Source organism: Phaeobacter sp. G2 (assembly GCA_025163595.1).
Taxonomy (GTDB): Bacteria; Pseudomonadota; Alphaproteobacteria; order Rhodobacterales; family Rhodobacteraceae; genus Pseudophaeobacter.
This window is the reverse complement of the sequence record CP104100.1, coordinates 1,583,751-1,600,344: the sequence shown is the minus strand read 5'-3', so window position 1 is coordinate 1,600,344 and position 16,594 is coordinate 1,583,751. Positions and strand designations below refer to the sequence as shown.

Genomic DNA, 16,594 nt, shown 5'->3' with positions numbered 1-16,594 from the left:
ACCGGCGCTTGGTTTGCCAAACAAGGAACGATGTGAAGGACACCGCAAGGACAATGCGAATGTTGAAATTATCACCAGACCTTAAGGCTTCGGTGTGCGCCCAAAACCAGCTGGTCCGCGAAGACATGCCGTCTCGGTTTGCTTCGATCACCGTCATTTCGCTCTTGTCGCTCTACTACCTTCCGTTTCAGACGGTTTGCTTTTTCTATGTCGCCATCGCCCTCATCGAACTTGTCGGATTGTATGTGTATAACAAGCTAAGGCACAAGGTGACTCTCGCCGGGGTTGTTATTTTTTCCCTCTCAGCCTTCGTTGGCATCTTGCTTTTCAATGCCATCCCGATCCTGCTTTTCCTGGAACCCGACGCCTTTCCCAAGCTCGCCGGGGCCATGCTATTGGTGATCGCGCTCAATCACAGCGTGGTGGCCCGCTCTGAGTGGATGTTCTTTGGCCTGCTGACCGCTTTGCCAATCATTTGCGCTGTCGGCTATATGATTGTCAGTTTTCTTCACTCCTTTGCCAGTCCGGTTGAGATTGGCATAGCCGTTGTCATTCTGGTGTTGGGGGCCGGCTATGTCGCCCATAGCATGCGAGCGCTTAACAAAATGACCGATCGTCTGCGCCAAGCCCTGAGCGCCGCTGAAGCCGGAAGCCGTGCCAAGAGCAGCTTTCTCGCCGCCATGAGCCATGAGATCCGCACTCCGCTGAACGCGATTTGCGGCATGGCAGAACTCATCGACGAAGAGGACACAGATCCAAAAACAAAACAGGAGCGCAGCCTGTTGCTGCGGCAATCCGCCCAGGCGCTTACTGGTATTTTGAACGATGTTCTTGACCATGCCAAAGTGGAATCCGGTCATATCGAAATCAATGTCACCGCTGCCTCGCCCCAGGTTGAAATCACCAGTGCGGTAGAGATGTTTCGGGCCCCTGCCCGGGCCAAGGGCCTGCAGTTCAGCCTGAATTTTAGCGAGGATCTGCCACGCTACGCTGAGTTTGATGCCTTGAGACTACGGCAAGTGATTGGGAACCTGGTGTCCAATGCAGTCAAATTTACCGAGACAGGGCATATCAAGGTTCAGGTGTCATCGCAGCAGGTTGATGCGACCTGCGTTCTGACCGTCCAGGTTTCGGATACCGGGCGTGGGATCGCCGCAAATCAGATCCCTCATCTTTTTGCTGAGTTTTATCGGGCCGTGGATAAAAACGCGCCAACGGTCCCGGGCACCGGCCTTGGGCTTTCGATTGCACGTCGGTTCGCCCGGATGATGGGGGGAGACATTTCAGTTCGTTCTGTTCTCAAGGCGGGAAGCTGTTTTTCTTTCACCAGTCAGCTCAAAATCCTGGAAGAGCCACAATCCCCGCCGGAGTTTCCCAACGCCAAACACGTCACAGACAACCCGCAAGCGCTTGACCACGATCTAGGCGTCAAATCCATATTGCTTGTCGATGACACCCAATCCAATCGCATGGTTGTGCGCTCCTTTCTGAAAAAGAGCAATGTCGAGATTATCGAGGCCGAAGATGGCGCCAAAGCATTGAAATGCCTCGAACAGCGCCCTGTGGACCTTGTTTTGCTGGACATGAAAATGCCAATCATGGATGGTGAAGAAACCTTGTTGGAAATGGCGCGGCGCGGCGGCCGAATTGCTGCAACGCCGGTGATCATGCTCACGGCCAATGCCGCAACCGAAGATCGCCAACGGTTCCTTGCGCTTGGGGCCTTGGGCTATATCGCCAAGCCCGTAAAGAAATCGGTCCTGTTGTCTGAGATCCGCAGCGTTTCAGCCGTCAGCCATGAGGCAAAAACCGCGCTTTAAACCGCAGACATCCCGCCTCGGGGCCTCACAAACCCTAAAATGACCCTATGTAAGTTAATGTAATATTTACGATTTCCTGTAAAAGTTGTTTTAAATTTTAGCAAATCCCCAAGACTGAGTCTTGAGAGATTCTAACAAATGGGTAGGCACCCAAATGCAATCGACAGAGATCACCTTTGATAACTTGGGTGAAACCGGTACATTATTCACGGCGCTTCTGCGCGCACGGTATCATCACTTCATCGAAACGCGCGGTTGGAAACTCCCCAATACGCGCGGGCTCGAATTTGACCAGTATGACACCCCGGAAAGCATCTATTGTACAATACATGATGGGCTGACCGTTTATGGCGGCCTGCGGGTGACGCCCACTACCGCCCATAACATCAACGCCAGCTACATGCTGCGCGATGCGCAGCTTGGCCTGTTACCGGATATGCCGACGAACCTTCTTGACGAGCCTGCACCACAGGATCCCGGCACATGGGAGGTCAGCAGAGTTTTTGTGACCGACACCCTGAGCAGCCGGGACCGAATGCGGGTGAGAAGTGAAATCGGCTTGGCTCTCGCCCGTTTGGCAGAGACCTGGAAGTTTGACTCCTATATCTGCCTGACCTCTGTCGCTGCAGGCTTGCTCATGCGCCGCACGGGTCTCACAATTTCGCCGGCAGGCCCGCGTCTCGAAGTCGGTGGCGAAACCTGCCAAGCCTATCACCTGAAGGTGGACGCCAAGAACGTGCGTAGCCACGCGGCCTGATCTAGCCGCCCCAGATTTCTCCGCTCCAGATTTCTCCTCTCCTGGGCGTAAAATGAGCCCCGCAGCCCTGTCGCAGCTTTGCGCACATCGTTTGGTGCCATTGGATACATGCCTGTTCTCAGTGGAAATCCCGGCTTGGGAACAACCGCTTTGCCTGCTCGCGCGGGTGACGGGCGGAGGTTTTGTAGCCTCCTCTGGGGGCGCCGTCCGCCTGGGGCTGGGTGATGCCCACCGCGTCATCAAGAGGATGACCCAACTCAGAAAGCCGGTGGGAGAGGTCCTCGATATGATCGGCGATGAGATGCACAACGATGCCTTCACGCTCCAACCGGCCTGTCACCCGCAAAAGCCGCCCCCCCATGACCACCCGCCGAAAGCGTTTATAGACCTTGGACCAGACCACCACATTGGAGACGCCAGTTTCATCCTCAAGGGTCAGGAAAATCACGCCAGACGCGGTGCCGGGGCGTTGGCGTGTAATGACGAGGCCGCAAACACTGGTGCGTTTCAGGGGGGCCTCGGGCAAACGGTCATGGGGCGTCAGATCGGGGATCATCGGGCGCAACAGCTCCATCGGGTGGGCGCGTAATGTGAGCCGCATGGAGACATAGTCTTCGACAACTTCTTCTCCCAGATGCATGTTGGGCAGATGCACCAGGGGTTCGTGAATGCCCTCTCCGTCCATTGGATTGGCAAAAAGCGGCAGTGGTTTGGCGGCGCGGATCGCCCGAACCTGCCACAGGGCATCACGCCGTGTCAGCCCCATGCCGATAAACCCATCCGCCTCTGCCAGCCGTTCCAATACCGAGGGCGCAACCCCCGCACGCAGCCAGACGCTTTCGGGGTCCTGATAGCCGTTGCCCCGCGCCGCCCTGATCCACCCCGCATCCTCCTTGCGAAACCCTTTGATCTGGCGAAACCCAAGGCGCAGCGCCAGCGCCCCATCGGCGCGCCGTTCCAGACTGTTGTCCCACTCGGAGTAATTGACGCAGACCGGTCGCACCTCGACGCCATGATCGCGCAGATCACGCACGATCTGGGCGGGTGCATAAAACCCCATCGGTTGGGAATTCAGCAGCGCGCAGGCAAACACCGCCGGATGATGGCATTTGAACCACGAGGAGACATAGGTCAGCATGGCAAACGCAGCCGCGTGGCTTTCGGGAAATCCGTAGTCAGCAAAACCCTCGATCTGCGTAAAACAGGCCTCGGCCACCTCTTGCGGATAGCCGTTGTCCAACATGCCCTGCACAAACCGGTCGCGATGCTCACCGATGGTGCCCATACGCCGAAACGACGCCAAAGAGCGGCGCAGTTTGTCGGCCTCTTCCGCCGTGTAGCCCGCGCCGACCACCGCGATCTGCATGGCTTGTTCCTGAAACAGCGGCACCCCAAGAGTTTTGCGGGTCACCTCTGCAAGTGCGGGACCAAAGGGTTCGGGGGCCTCTAGCCCCTGCCGCCTGCGGATATAGGGTTTGACCATGCCCCCCTGGATCGGGCCGGGGCGCACAATGGCGACCTCAATCACCAGATCATAAAATGTCGCGGGTTTCATCCGGGGCAAAAAATTCATCTGCGCCCGGCTTTCCACCTGAAACACCCCCACCGCATCCGCCCGCTGCAGCATCTCATAGGTGGCACGATCCTCCTGCGGCACGGTGTCAAGAGCCAGCTGCCGCCCCTCGAACTCCGCCAAAAGATCAAAACATTTATGCAGGCAGGTGAGCATCCCGAGAGAGAGCACATCGATCTTCAGGATGCCAAGCGCATCAATGTCATCCTTGTCCCACTCAATCACGGTGCGATCCTCCATCGCGGCATTCTCGATGGGGCATAGCGCGTCGAGCCGCTCATGGGTGATGATGAACCCGCCGACATGCTGGGACAGGTGACGCGGAAAACCGATGATCTCGCCAATGAGTTTGAGCGTCTGCGCCAGCCGCAGATCCGTCGGGTCCAGACCCAGCGCTCTGACCCGGTCCATGTCCACCCCCGCATTGGTCATGCCCCAGATATCGCCCGACAGCCGCGCCGTCAGGTCCTGAGACAGGCCCATGACCTTGCCCACCTCGCGGATTGCAGCGCGGGTGCGAAAGTGGATCACCGTGGCACAAAGCCCCGCACGGTGTCGGCCGTATTTCTCATAGATCCACTGGATCACCTCTTCGCGGCGCTCATGTTCGAAATCCACGTCGATGTCGGGCGGCTCGCCGCGGTATCGGGAGATGAAGCGTTCAAACACCATACCGATCATGTCCGGGCTGACATCGGTGATGCCCAGCAGGTAACAAATAATGGAATTGGCCGCCGAGCCCCGACCCTGACACAAAATGCCACGCGCGCGGGCTTCCTGCACGATATCATGCACCGTCAGGAAATAGGGCGCATACCCCAGCTCACCAATCACCGACAGCTCCTTTTGCATCAACTGATGCACCCGCGCCGAGGTACCCTCCGGATAGCGCCGGCGCAGCCCTTCCTGGGCCAGGCGGGTGAGCCGGGCCTGCGCGGATTCTCCTTCGGACATCTCGTCGGGGTATTCATAGCTCAGGTCCGACAAATCAAACCCACAGCGCGCGGCAATTTCCAGCGTCCGCTTCAGCGCCGCCGGATGCCGCTGATAGAGCCGCGCCATGTCGCCAGCACCTTTGAGACGGCGCTCGGCATTGGGCAGGGCCTTGGTGCCGATCTGGTCAATCGGGACGCCGTCGCGCAGGCAGGTGAGCACATCCGCGAGCTGTCGGCGTTTGCCGTGATGCATCAGCACATCCCCCACCGCCACCATCGGCGCAGAACAGCGTAGCGCCATGGCAGCACAAGCATCGAACCAGGCCTGATCGGAGCCGTCATAGCGCGGCGGCGCAGCAAAAAAGACCGCGCCGGGAAACCGCCGCCCCAGTCGCTGCACCGGTTCCTGCGCGCGGCTCAGATCCGCAGGCGGCAGGGCAATGAGGATCATCCCCAGGCAGCCCGCCTCCAAGTCTTGCAGATCCAGATGACACTCCGCCTTGTCGGCCCGCCGCTTGCCAAGGGTCAAAAGCCGCGACAGGCGGCGGTAGGCGGCACGGTCTGTGGGCAGAGCCAGCCAGTCCACCGGGCAATCCCGCAACACCAGACGGCTGCCGACGATCAGTTTCGGCAGATGCGGCGCTTGGGATGTATGGGGCACCTGAGGCAAGGGCAAATCCTGCGGCTGTCCGACCTGTTGGCGCGAACAGGCATCCACCTGATGCGACGAGCGCACCCGCAAGCTCTGACTCGCCTCGTCGCGCAGGGTTTTCAACGCTGAATAGGCCCGCACCACGCCAGCCAGCGTGTTGCGGTCAGTGATGGCGATGGCTTCCAGACCCAGCTCCGCCGCGCGCAGCACCAATTCCTCCGGATGTGAGGCACCGGTGAGAAAGGTGAAATTTGTTGTCACACACAGCTCCGCATAGCCCGCCTTGTCACGGTGCCAGAGCATGGGGTCAAAGCGGCGGGCCTCCTCCTGCCCCTTGTCACGCCCCCCCTGGGTCATGTGAATTCACCCTGTGCAAACCAGCCCGGGTTCTGCGGGGTATAAAACAGCCAGAGCCGCCGCCCTTCGCGGGTGTCCACCTGCCAATAATCACGCAGGCCCGTACGCCAGGTGTCATCCGAGAGCCACCATTCCGGCGCGATCCGTTCGGGGCCGATGGCACGGCCCGTTGTGAGCCGCATCCGCCGCCAGCGAAACTGAACCGGGGGCTGTGGTCCACGGGCCGCGATCGGCTCGGGGGGGAACAGGCACAGCGGGCGCGGACGCGGTGCGACCCAACCAGTCTCGGGCTTGCTAAAGGCAGCGGGCGCAATGGAAAAGGCGCGTTCGGGGATATGGCTGTCGGCGGGCAGGAAGCGCTGGATATTCTCCAACCCAATCCGGGTGCCGATGCGGGTGATCAGATCGTTGAGTTGGTCGGGAGAGCTCTGGCCGCTGCCAATCTGTTGGGCGGGGAGCGGCTCGATCAGCGTCGCCTCAATCCGCATTTGGTCGATCCCGAACCCGGCGTCGACCTCGCCCACGCCGCGCTCAAACAGCGGCAAAATACGGCTCGGGTCGCGCATTGGCGCGGCCAGGCGCAGCTCGACCTGCTGATGCCCCTGATCAACCCGCCGCAGGGTAAGACACAAGCGGCGCGCGCCCATTTCCTGGGCTTTGAGCTTGTCGCACAGCGGTCTGAGCAGCCGTGCGGTGATGCCCATCACGTCCTCGGTCAGGCCAATCGGGTCAGGCAGGCTCATCCGTGTGGCAAACTGCGGCGCCACGCTTTCGGGCATGATCGGCTCAGAGACATGCCCCATCGCCTGATCCAGCCGCAGCATCAGGTCGGGGCCAAACCGACGGGCCAGCGGAGCACGGGCCGCCACAGTGAGATCGCCGATACAACGCAGACCAAGACGTTGCAGCGCCGTGACCATCTGATCGTCAATCCGCAACGCAGCAACGGGCAAATCGGTGAGCGTGCTCTGTGCCTCGCCGTAATGTGCCCGCGCCCAGGCCGCGCCACGGCTCTCCCCCAGCCCAAGGCGCAGCTCCAATCCCGCACGGCTGGCCCGCGCCCGCATATCAGCCAGCATCATAGGCTCACCGCCCCAAAGATGGGTCGCGCCACTGACATCAAGCACCAGACCATCCATCCCCTCATAGCCCACCCAGGGACAATAGCGCGTCGCCCAGCGGCGCAGGCTGGCAAGGAAAGCCCTGTCGAGATCAGGGCGGGCGGGCTGGCTGATCAGATCGGGGCAAAAGGCGCGCGCATCAGCAAAGCTCATCCCGCGGCCCAGGCCGGCCTGTTCCGCCGCCCGGTTGAGGCAATAAATTCGTTCGGTATTCTTGGCCTTCAGCGTCAGCGCAAAAGCCCCGTCAACCGGGCGCGCCCGCAGAACCCGGTCGCTCGCCAACCGGGGAAACCACATCGAGACGACTCGTTTGCTGATCCCATCGCACATGCCAGGCTCCCAATGTTCCTGATTTGTTCTTGGTAATTTCCCAGCGCTTCAGAGTCGAGTCTTCTTGTTCAAAATCAAAAACCGGACGGGCGTGCCAGCGGGTTTCCGCAGCATTCGATCCCATGCCTTCCGGGATAATGCACAGCCCCGTCGTGCCCCCCGCCTTGGCCGCCAATTGCAACCGCCGCCCCTCGCGCAGATCAAGCGGACGGGTTATTTCGAGCACCACATGGGGCAGCGCCCCATCTTTGAGACCCTCTTCGGCCACCGCAAGCGCGTCCAGCTGATCCTTGGGGCGGGCCAGCAACATCTGCGCCGGATCAAAGAGCGGCAGCATCCCCTGTGGCGTCAGGGTCTCGGACAGCCACGCTTGCCGAATCCAAAGCACAGGCCCCCGTGCGGCCAGCACCGCAAACCCCATGGCTCCGGCCCCGCAGACCTCATGGACGCGGGCACGGCGCAGGGGAAAAACATTATGAAACTCGACTCGCATGCACGTGAACATAAAGGGAACAAATGGGCGCATCAATAACCCTGCTCTGGTGCAACAAAGTCGCCCAGTCCGCCACCTGCAGTGCTGCGCACCCAAACCTCACCATGCGACTGTTCTCAAGCGATCCGCTGTGAACTCGCTTCTTGACAGAGCGGACAATGCCGGACTAAGTCGTGAGCATTCTGGTCCGGCTGGGAGACCACCCGGATAATAGGGAACACGGTGAGGTGTAGCCAATAGGCGCCTAATCCGTGACTGCCCCCGCAACTGTGAGCGGAGAGCAATGCTGCAAAATGCCACTGCCCCAATAGGGCGGGAAGGCGCAGCAAAGCCTCGACCCGCAAGTCAGGAGACCTGCCAGAATGATCACCCTATCCCGGTGCGGGGCGCGCTGTAGATAACGGTTTTCCGTAGTGGTGGCGTTTTCACCGTCTGCGGAGGCACGTCCTCTCAAAGGCTCTCATTTTGAACGAGCTGTCCGCTATGGGCAGCTGCTTGGCCTGTGCTTTGACACCAGGCCGGGAGGAATTGAATTATGCGCAAGGCACGCCTGTCCTTGGCTGCGGCTCTGGCCGCGACCCCCGCTATTGCATTGGCCCAAGACTCTGAGGTTACCGACCTGGGCGAGATCATCATTTCTGGTGGCTTCACGCCTATTGAGGCCCAAAGATACGGCCGCTCAGCCTCGGTTCTCACCAGCGAAGAGATCCAGGAACGCGGCATCACCACCGTCCAGGATGCACTGCGGGCAGTGCCCGGCCTGATGGTCAATGGCTCCGGTGACAGTTTCACTCAAATCCGCATTCGCGGCGGCGAAGCCAACCACACCCTGATACTGATTGATGGCGTTGAAGCCTCCGGCGGCGATAGCGAATACATCCTGTCCGGTCTGGACACCGCCAATATCGAACGCATTGAGGTCCTGCGGGGTCCACAATCGGTGTTTTATGGCTCCAACGCCTCGGCCGGGGTGATCAACATCATTACCAAGACCGGCGGCATCGGCACCGAATACGGTGGCAGCGCCGAGGTTGGATCTGACGGCTACCGCGCCTCTGCACGGGTCTCCACACGCTCTGAGCGTGGTGGCATCTCTTTCAGCCTGGCCCATGACCAAGACGATGGCTACGACATCTCCGGCGATGGCGGCGAAGAAGATGGCATTCGTCGCACGACGCTTCAGCTGAAAGGCGACTACCTAGTCACGGAACGATTGAAACTCGGCTTCAACCTGCGCTCCTCGGACGAACACTACGACAGCGACAGCACCTCCGCCATCGCAACCGATGCGGCCGGTTATGTGGTGGACGATCCAACCCAATTCAGTGAGCGGGACGAGAGCCTGGCGCAGATCTATGCCGAGTTGGACACCTTGGGGGGGCGTTTGAAGCATCGCCTGTCTTTGGAGCGCACCGATTTTGACAGCGCCAGCAATGGTGGCACCCCAACCGAGACCACGACAGAAGCAGCCAAATATCTGCTGAGCTTTGGTCTGGATGGGCAGCCTGTTGATCAGGCCAATCACCAGCTGAACGCGATGCTGGAATGGGACGAGGATTCCAGCAGCAGCAACCCGCTTTATGCGCGCCGCACCAACTCATTCGCCTTGGAGTACCGTGGCAGCTTTGCCAATGGCCTGGATCTGCAACTTGGCGTGCGACGCGACAATAACAGCGCCTTTGAGGATGCAACCAGCTGGACCGCCAGCGCCTCATATACTTTTGCGGGCAGTGGCATCCGCCTGCATGGCTCGGCGGGGACAGGCGTGGTTAACCCCTCCTATTTCGAACTCTTTGCCAATGTGACGTATGGCACAACCACCTATCTCGGCAATCCGAACCTGAAACCGGAAGAAAACCGCAGTTTCGACATCGGTGTCGAGGTCCCATTCCTGCAGGGACGCGGGCTGGTTGACGTGACCTACTTTGACGAGACCCTGACCGGTGAGATCGAAAACTATGTGGTAAACCCCACCACCAGATCCTACCGCAACCAGGCAGGTGACAGTGACCGAAAGGGCGTTGAGCTCGCCGCCAGTCTCGACGCCACAGACACCCTCGACTTGCGTCTGACCTACACCTATCTGGACGCCAGCAATCCCGATGGCTCAGTTGAAGTGCGCCGCCCGGAACATGAGCTGCTGCTGAGCGCCACCCTGCAGGCCTTTAATGGCCGTGGCTCCGTAACGGCTGACCTCCGCCATGTGGCCGGCAATTGGGACAGCCAGTTCTTTGGCTCCTATGCCACCGCCCAACTACCAGACTACACCACCGTGGATCTATCGGCCCAGTATGAGCTAACAAACAACGTGGTTTTGACAGGCCGTGTCACCAACCTGTTTGACGAGGATTACACGGATGTCTGGGGCTATGCCAAACGGGGCCGTGCCGCCTATTTCGGCGTAAAGGCCTCGTTCTGATCCATGCGCAAACTGCCCGGAATAGCACTGGCCCTGTTTTGGGCCGCCACTGGCGCCTTTGCCGGGCCCGCGCGCGTGGTTTCAATGAACCTCTGCACGGATCAGCTGGCCATGCTGCTGGCGGCCCCCGGGCAGCTGGCCTCGGTTTCCTATATCGCGCGCGACAAGCGTGCCTCGGCCATGGCGGACACAGCCATGGCCTATCCGGTCAATCATGGCCAGGCAGAAGAAATCTACCTGATCAAGCCGGATCTGGTCATCGCCGGTGCCTATTCAACACGGGCAACAACCGACATGCTGCAACGTCTTGGCGTGCGCGTTGAGGTCTTCCAACCCGCCAACTCCCTACAGGATGTACGCAATCGCATCCGCGAAATGGGCGAGGTCTTGCAGCGACAGGAGGCCGCCGCAGACCTGCTGTCGGAGTTCGATAAGCAGCTAACAGACCTGCTGCCCGGGCCCGGGCAGCAGCCGCGTGCCGCGCTCTATGCTGCCAACAGCTACACCTCTGGGCCCAAAACCCTGGCCGGACAAATCCTGGCATCCGCAGGGCTCGGCAATATTGCTGCCGAACTTGGCTATGAGCGCTCTGGAAAGCTCCCCCTGGAAGTGCTGGCCATGGCGCAACCCGATCTGCTGGTGACGACCTCCCCCTATCCGCGGGCCTCGCGCAGTGAAGAAAACCTAGCCCACCCCGTGGTGCGGCAACTGATCGCCCAAAGTGCCTCTGGACAGATGCGTGATGCGGATTGGGTCTGCGGCACGCCGCATGTGCTGCGCGCCATCGAAAAGCTGGCTCAGGAACGCCGCCATTTGCTGGAAAAGGAAACCCTGCAATGACACGATTGATACTGTCGCTTTTGACTGCTGTTGTGGCCTTGTTCCTGGTGTCACTTTCCTTGGGGCCTGCCGATGTGAGCCTGGGCGAAAGCCTGGCTGCGTTGTTCGACGACAGCTACGGCCCCTTGACCTTGGTGATGCAGGAAATCCGCCTGCCCCGCGCCATTCTGGCTGTTGTCATTGGTGCTGGACTTGGCCTGGCCGGAGCCGCAATGCAAGGCTATCTGCGCAATCCACTGGCGGAACCTGGTCTGATCGGTGTCTCCTCCTCGGCGGCCCTGGGCGCGGTGCTGGCGATAAACACCGGGTTGGCGGCAGCGCTGCCCCTGGGTCTGCCGCTGGCGGCCCTGGCGGGTGCCCTCGCGGGTGTCTTTCTGGTTATGTCCCTGGCCGGACCACAGGGCGGGTCGCTGTCGCTGATCCTGGCTGGTATTGCGATTTCAGCCCTGGCAGGCGCGCTCACGGCGCTGGTGCTGAACCTGTCGCCCAATCCCTTTGCTGCAAATGAGATCGTGTTCTGGATGATGGGATCCCTGGCCGACCGCTCGATGGTGCATGTCTGGCTGGTGCTGCCCTTCGTGGGTGTTGGCATCGCGATCCTGCTGACATTGGCGCGCGGCCTGGATGCGCTGACGCTGGGTGAGGACGCGGCGCAGACGCTGGGAATGAACCTGAACCGGCTGCGGCTCTTGCTGGTCATCGGCACCGCCAGCATTATTGGTGGCGCTACGGCGGTTGCCGGGGCCATCGGCTTTATCGGTCTGGTGGTGCCGCATATCCTGCGCCCCTTTGTGGGGGGGCAACCCTCACGGCTGCTCTGGGCCTCGGGCCTAAGCGGCGCGGTCATGCTGCAGCTGGCGGATATCGCCGTGCGGGTAATTCTGCCCGCGCGCGACCTGAAACTCGGCGTGGTCACCGCTTTGGTTGGTGCGCCGTTGTTTCTGCATCTGATCTACAAGACCCGGAAGGGCCTGGCATGAGCTTGTTATCCGTTCAGAACCTGTCTGTGACATTGCGCAACCGCCCGGTGCTTCAGGATGTGTCCTTCGATATCAAACCGGGTGAGTTTGTGGGCCTGCTTGGCCCCAATGGCACCGGCAAGACCAGCCTGATGCGCGCCGCCCTTGGGTTGCTCGCCGCAACCGGGCACAGCTCACTCGCCAAGATGAGCGCCTCAGAGCGTGCCAGGGCAGTGTCCTGGATGCCGCAATCGCGCGAGATTGCCTGGCCGATCCCGGTGGAAAAGCTGGTCGCCCTTGGCCGCTTGCCACATCTCCCCCAAGGGCTGCGACTGCCCGCCGCCGACCAGGCACTAATCGATCAGGCGATCAGTCGGATGGGGCTGGAGTGCTTCCGCCAGCGCGCCGCCTCGCGGCTGTCCGGTGGCGAACAGGCGCGCGCCCTGATTGCCCGCGCCCTGGCCCAGGATACACCGCTGTTGATGGCGGATGAGCCCGCCGCCGGGCTGGACCCGGCGCATCAGATTTCCACCATGGAGGTCTTTGCCGCGCTTGCCGACGAAGGCCGCTCGGCCCTGGTGTCCCTGCATGATCTGGGATTGGCCGCCCGCCACTGTACCCGGCTGATCCTGCTGGCAGAAGGGGGCATTCTAGCTGATGGCACGCCCGCCCAGGTGCTGACGCCGGATCTGATGGCCCGCGCTTTTGGCATTTCCGTCTGGCATCAAAACACTGCCGAAGGCCCCGTGTTTCAGCCGCTGGAAGTCCTGTGATGGGCCGCGTCACACTGCAACGCCCCTGGATCGAGTTTGATCTAGGCGCTGACATGCAGGTGCTGAGCTGGGCGGTAAACCGTCCGGGTTTTGCCACTGCCCGCCACATTCTCTGGCGTGAGGTCCGCAACCGCGATCTGCCTCCCGAGCTGGAAGTTGAGGAGTGGTTCGCAAGCGAGCTGTCCGCGCGCGGCAGCCAAGACGCGGTCGCCTTTCTGACCTCGCGCGATGTGCGCCACTATTGTGAGGCCATGGCGGAGGTGGAAGGCATATCTGCCCATGCCGTTGCTACCGTTGGCCTTTCCAATGCCGAACGTGTGGGCAGCCGGGTGGACTACTCTGGCCGCAACTGGGGCACCATCAATGTGGCATTGCACCTGTCTGAAGGGCTGAGCCAAACCGGGCTGATCGAAGCCATGAGCATTGCCGTTCAAGCCCGCACCGCCGCCGTGATGGAGGCCGCTATTGACCTGCCCAGCGGAACCGCAACGGGCACCGGCACCGATTGTCTCGCCGTCGCAGCCCCGGCCGGAGCGACCCCCTATGCCGGGCTTCACACCGCCATTGGCGAAGCGGTCGGAAAGGCCGTCTACCAGGCCGTCCATCGCGGCGCGCTGGACTGGAAATCAACCAACAGCAGGAGAGCAGAACATGCCTGAGCTTCAACAGATCTTGAAAACCGCACTGACGCAAGAAGACTGCGGCTGGAACATGGGGGCCTTTGGGGCCATTGGCGAATTCCACCATGTCTATGGCGATCCGGCGCCAGCCGACCATGCCGGGCTGATGCAGCTCACCAGTCGCGGCGGCGTCCGTATTGACAGACTGGAGGGGGTGCGCCCGGTGGCCTATGAAACCCTCAGCCCCAAGCCCCATCGCTGGACCCAGGCGGTCTCGCTGTGCCTGCCCACAGAGGATGCGGCAATGCACCAGCGCGACGTGTTGACAGCGCTTGGCCCAGACACCGACGCCCTGCGCATGGAGGATCGCAGTGCCGAGCTCTTTGATATGGGGCTGGGCCAGTATCAGGCTGATTTTTGTATCCGTACTGCCGACCCCGAGCTTTTGGCAGTGCTGAACCAAAACGCGGGGCGGTCGCTTTTTGAACAGGGCAATCCGGCGATGGGGGCCATTCTGAAAGCCCATCCACATCGCGTGGTGCTGACCCAGATCGGTCGCGTCGAAGTCTATCAGATGATCGGCGGCCCCGACACCGGCGGCAAATCTCCTGAAGGGCCACACACACATGTGCTGCCCAAGCTCCTGAAAGCGGATCGCACCCATTCCGCCAACACGCCCATCCCCGAAGGCTGGGTGCCCTGCTGCGGCGTACATCCCGAAAACCCGGTCATTGGGCGCCTTGGCGAGGACAAGCCTTTTAACCGTACCGCCTTTGACGCGTTTCAACAGCTGCTGGGCGACTGGGGCGCCCAAGATTACTGTCAGGGGAAGGCTGCGGTTTGGCAGTTGCTGCAGTCAGGAACCCCTGCTGACCGCGCCCAAGAGCCACAAAGCCGCGAAGGCCGGGCTGGCTGGCGCAATGGGATCCGTCAGTGGCGCGTGCTGCAGGGGGCCAACAGCCTGACAGAGGACTATGCCGCACAGTTTGACCGGGGTGCCGATCAGACTGACCCGGAAAACCCAGGTCACTAAACTAGGTCACTAACCCTGGTCACTTACGGAGAGCACGATGTCCTTTGCCCCTCTTTTTGAATTCATGGCGCGCGGTGGCCCTGCCCTTTGGGTGATCGCGGCTCTCTCGGTCCTCACCCTTTCCCTCTTGCTGTGGCGGGTGGCAGAGCTGATGCAAGCAGGCCTTTGGCGCAGATCACAGGCAGAAGCCTGGCTCGACCTTTGGCGCAGGGGCAACGCAGCCCCAAACAGCGCCGCGCGCACGCCACGGGATCGGCTGACGCAGGCTGCGATGCATGCCGTGCTGACGCCGGCGTTCAGCACCGAAATGGCGGAAAAGGAAATCACACGCATTGCCAAGGGGGAACTGGCCGTCCTGCGCCGGGGGCTGCGCCCATTGGAATTGATCGCCACCATTGCGCCTCTGGTCGGCTTGCTCGGGACTGTTTTGGGCATGATCGGAGCCTTCCAGGCTCTACAGGACAGCGGCAACGGTGCCGACCCATCGGTGCTGGCCGGCGGGATCTGGGAGGCGCTATTGACCACCGCTGCCGGCATGGCCGTGGCCATTCCCGCTTCGGCGCTCGTGTCCTGGGTTGAGGCTCTGACAGAGCGCGAACAGGCCGCCATGGAAGACATTGCGACCCGTGTTTTCACCGGTTCGGCCACCCGACCGATCCTGCATCAGGCTGCTGAATGACACTGGTTTTTGGAACACCCCCGGCCAAAAGACGCCTGAGTCTTGCGCCGATGATCGACGTGGTTTTCCTGCTCTTGGTGTTTTTCATGCTGGCCTCGCAGTTCGGCCACGACCGAGCGGTGCCGCTGGCAATGGCGGGCGGGAGCGCCGCCTATTCCGGCCCGCCGCGTCTGGTTCTGGTGACAGCTGACGGGCTTCGGCTGAACGGAATTCCGGTGCAAACCGAAGCCTTGGTAGAACAGATGTCCAAGCTCACCCGTGAGAAATCGGATGCAATCCTCCTGCAACCAGACGCCAGCGCCTCGCTGCAGCAGCTGATGGATGCGGCCGAAGCGCTGACCGGGGCCGGGTTTTCCCAGCTCGTGGTCATGGAGTAAGGGCGATGGATTTCTCGCGCCCCCAAAAGCGGCAAACTGGCGAGCCGATCCTGCCGATGATCAATGTGGTCTTTCTGCTGCTGATCTTTTTCCTGCTGTCGTCACAGATCGCCCCACGCGCGCCCTTTGTGGTGGCGCCACCGAGGCTGGAAACTGGTCAGCCCTCTGGCTCAGAAGCCTTGCTGTTCATGGCAGCGGATGGTCGCCTACATTTTTCCGGTGCGCAAGCCGAAGACGCCATGACCGCTGTTTTGGCGCAGGCTTCGGAACTGGAGACCCTATCCCTCCGCGCTGATGCCAAAGTGCCGGCCAGAGAGGTGGTCCTCCTGATCTCCAAGTTGCGCGACGCCGGCATCCGATCTGTTACTCTCAGAGGGACCAGGCCATGAGTCGACCGGCCCTGTTTCCCATTTGCCTGGGCACAGCCTTGGCGCTGCATATTTTGCCCTTTCTGGTGCTGAACAACGGCGGCTCAAGAGCGACGGGTTCTGGGAGTGGCGGCAGTGGTCAGGTCACATTGGCTGCCGCCTCTCAGCAACTCGTGCAACAAGCCAAGCAGTGGAACCGCCCGCCGGATGTCCCGGATGTTTCCCCGGCAATTACCACTCCTGAAGTGGCAAACCAACCCCAGTTTACAACGCCCCCTGCGCGCCCCCAAGCGCCCTTTCCCGCTTCCCATCTTGCGCCCCCTTCGACCCCGCGTCCGGCAACGCCCTTCGCAGATGCAAGCCCGGCGTCTCCGGCGTCTCCATCGCCGCCAGCAAAGCCCGTCGCGCCAGAAAAACCTACGGTCACAGCTTCAGCGGCCCGCCAGCAAGAGCAAGCTACAGGCAAACAGCAGCAAGAGATCAAGGGA

14 protein-coding genes and 1 riboswitch are annotated in these 16,594 nt (G+C 61.1%); of the genes, 11 read left to right on the top strand and 3 right to left on the bottom strand.

What is annotated here, in order from left to right; translation table 11 throughout:
• The first annotated feature begins 59 nt into the window (after nt 1–59).
• Complete coding sequence (locus tag N1037_07595; protein ID UWS80864.1) at nt 60–1,820, top strand: ATP-binding protein; 1,761 nt, start codon at nt 60–62, stop codon at nt 1,818–1,820.
• A gap of 154 nt (nt 1,821–1,974) precedes the next feature.
• On the top strand, nt 1,975–2,577 hold the full coding sequence (locus N1037_07590) for an autoinducer synthase (protein ID UWS80863.1): 603 nt from the start codon (nt 1,975–1,977) through the stop codon (nt 2,575–2,577).
• Nucleotides 2,578–2,695: 118 nt separating this feature from the next.
• Here the strand turns inward: N1037_07590 and N1037_07585 are convergent, their stop codons facing one another.
• From N1037_07585 to N1037_07575, 3 genes are read right to left on the bottom strand one after another with little or no spacing between them, the layout of a single operon-like run.
• Complete coding sequence (locus N1037_07585) at nt 2,696–6,040, bottom strand: error-prone DNA polymerase (GenBank protein UWS81325.1); 3,345 nt, start codon at nt 6,038–6,040, stop codon at nt 2,696–2,698.
• 50 nt (nt 6,041–6,090) lie between these two features.
• On the bottom strand, nt 6,091–7,545 hold the full coding sequence (locus N1037_07580) for a DNA polymerase Y family protein (GenBank protein UWS80862.1): 1,455 nt from the start codon (nt 7,543–7,545) through the stop codon (nt 6,091–6,093).
• The gene (locus N1037_07575) at nt 7,460–8,038 is read right to left on the bottom strand and encodes a hypothetical protein (protein UWS80861.1); all 579 of its coding nucleotides are present in this window, start codon (nt 8,036–8,038) and stop codon (nt 7,460–7,462) included. The genes N1037_07580 and N1037_07575 overlap by 86 nt, the downstream gene beginning before the upstream one ends.
• Before the next feature lie 166 nt (nt 8,039–8,204).
• A riboswitch (cobalamin riboswitch) is annotated at nt 8,205–8,415 on the top strand.
• 158 nt (nt 8,416–8,573) lie between these two features.
• On the opposite strand from N1037_07575, the gene N1037_07570 reads away from it, so the two are divergent.
• Genes N1037_07570 through N1037_07530 form a run of 9 tightly spaced genes read left to right on the top strand, consistent with a single transcriptional unit; the run spans nt 8,574 to nt 16,127 of the window.
• Nucleotides 8,574–10,457, top strand: a complete 1,884-nt coding sequence (locus N1037_07570) for a TonB-dependent receptor (protein UWS80860.1) — start codon at nt 8,574–8,576, stop codon at nt 10,455–10,457.
• Nucleotides 10,458–10,460: 3 nt separating this feature from the next.
• A complete protein-coding gene (locus N1037_07565) occupies nt 10,461–11,297 on the top strand; it encodes an ABC transporter substrate-binding protein (protein ID UWS80859.1) in 837 nt (278 codons plus the stop codon).
• Nucleotides 11,294–12,277: an iron ABC transporter permease gene (locus N1037_07560; GenBank protein UWS80858.1), complete on the top strand. Its 984-nt coding sequence runs from the start codon at nt 11,294–11,296 to the stop codon at nt 12,275–12,277. Before N1037_07565 ends, N1037_07560 begins: the two co-directional genes overlap by 4 nt.
• Nucleotides 12,274–13,029, top strand: coding sequence for an ABC transporter ATP-binding protein (locus N1037_07555; GenBank protein ID UWS80857.1), 756 nt, complete (start codon nt 12,274–12,276; stop codon nt 13,027–13,029). The genes N1037_07560 and N1037_07555 overlap by 4 nt, the downstream gene beginning before the upstream one ends.
• Nucleotides 13,029–13,688, top strand: a complete 660-nt coding sequence (locus N1037_07550; GenBank protein UWS80856.1) for an adenosylcobinamide amidohydrolase — start codon at nt 13,029–13,031, stop codon at nt 13,686–13,688. Before N1037_07555 ends, N1037_07550 begins: the two co-directional genes overlap by 1 nt.
• Entirely contained in the window at nt 13,681–14,682 is a 1,002-nt protein-coding gene (locus N1037_07545) for a hypothetical protein (protein UWS80855.1), read from the top strand. Before N1037_07550 ends, N1037_07545 begins: the two co-directional genes overlap by 8 nt.
• 37 nt (nt 14,683–14,719) lie before the next feature.
• Complete coding sequence (locus N1037_07540) at nt 14,720–15,361, top strand: MotA/TolQ/ExbB proton channel family protein (GenBank protein UWS80854.1); 642 nt, start codon at nt 14,720–14,722, stop codon at nt 15,359–15,361.
• Entirely contained in the window at nt 15,358–15,738 is a 381-nt protein-coding gene (locus N1037_07535; protein UWS80853.1) for a biopolymer transporter ExbD, read from the top strand. The genes N1037_07540 and N1037_07535 overlap by 4 nt, the downstream gene beginning before the upstream one ends.
• A gap of 5 nt (nt 15,739–15,743) precedes the next feature.
• Complete coding sequence (locus tag N1037_07530; protein ID UWS80852.1) at nt 15,744–16,127, top strand: biopolymer transporter ExbD; 384 nt, start codon at nt 15,744–15,746, stop codon at nt 16,125–16,127.
• The last annotated feature ends 467 nt before the right edge of the window (nt 16,128–16,594 follow it).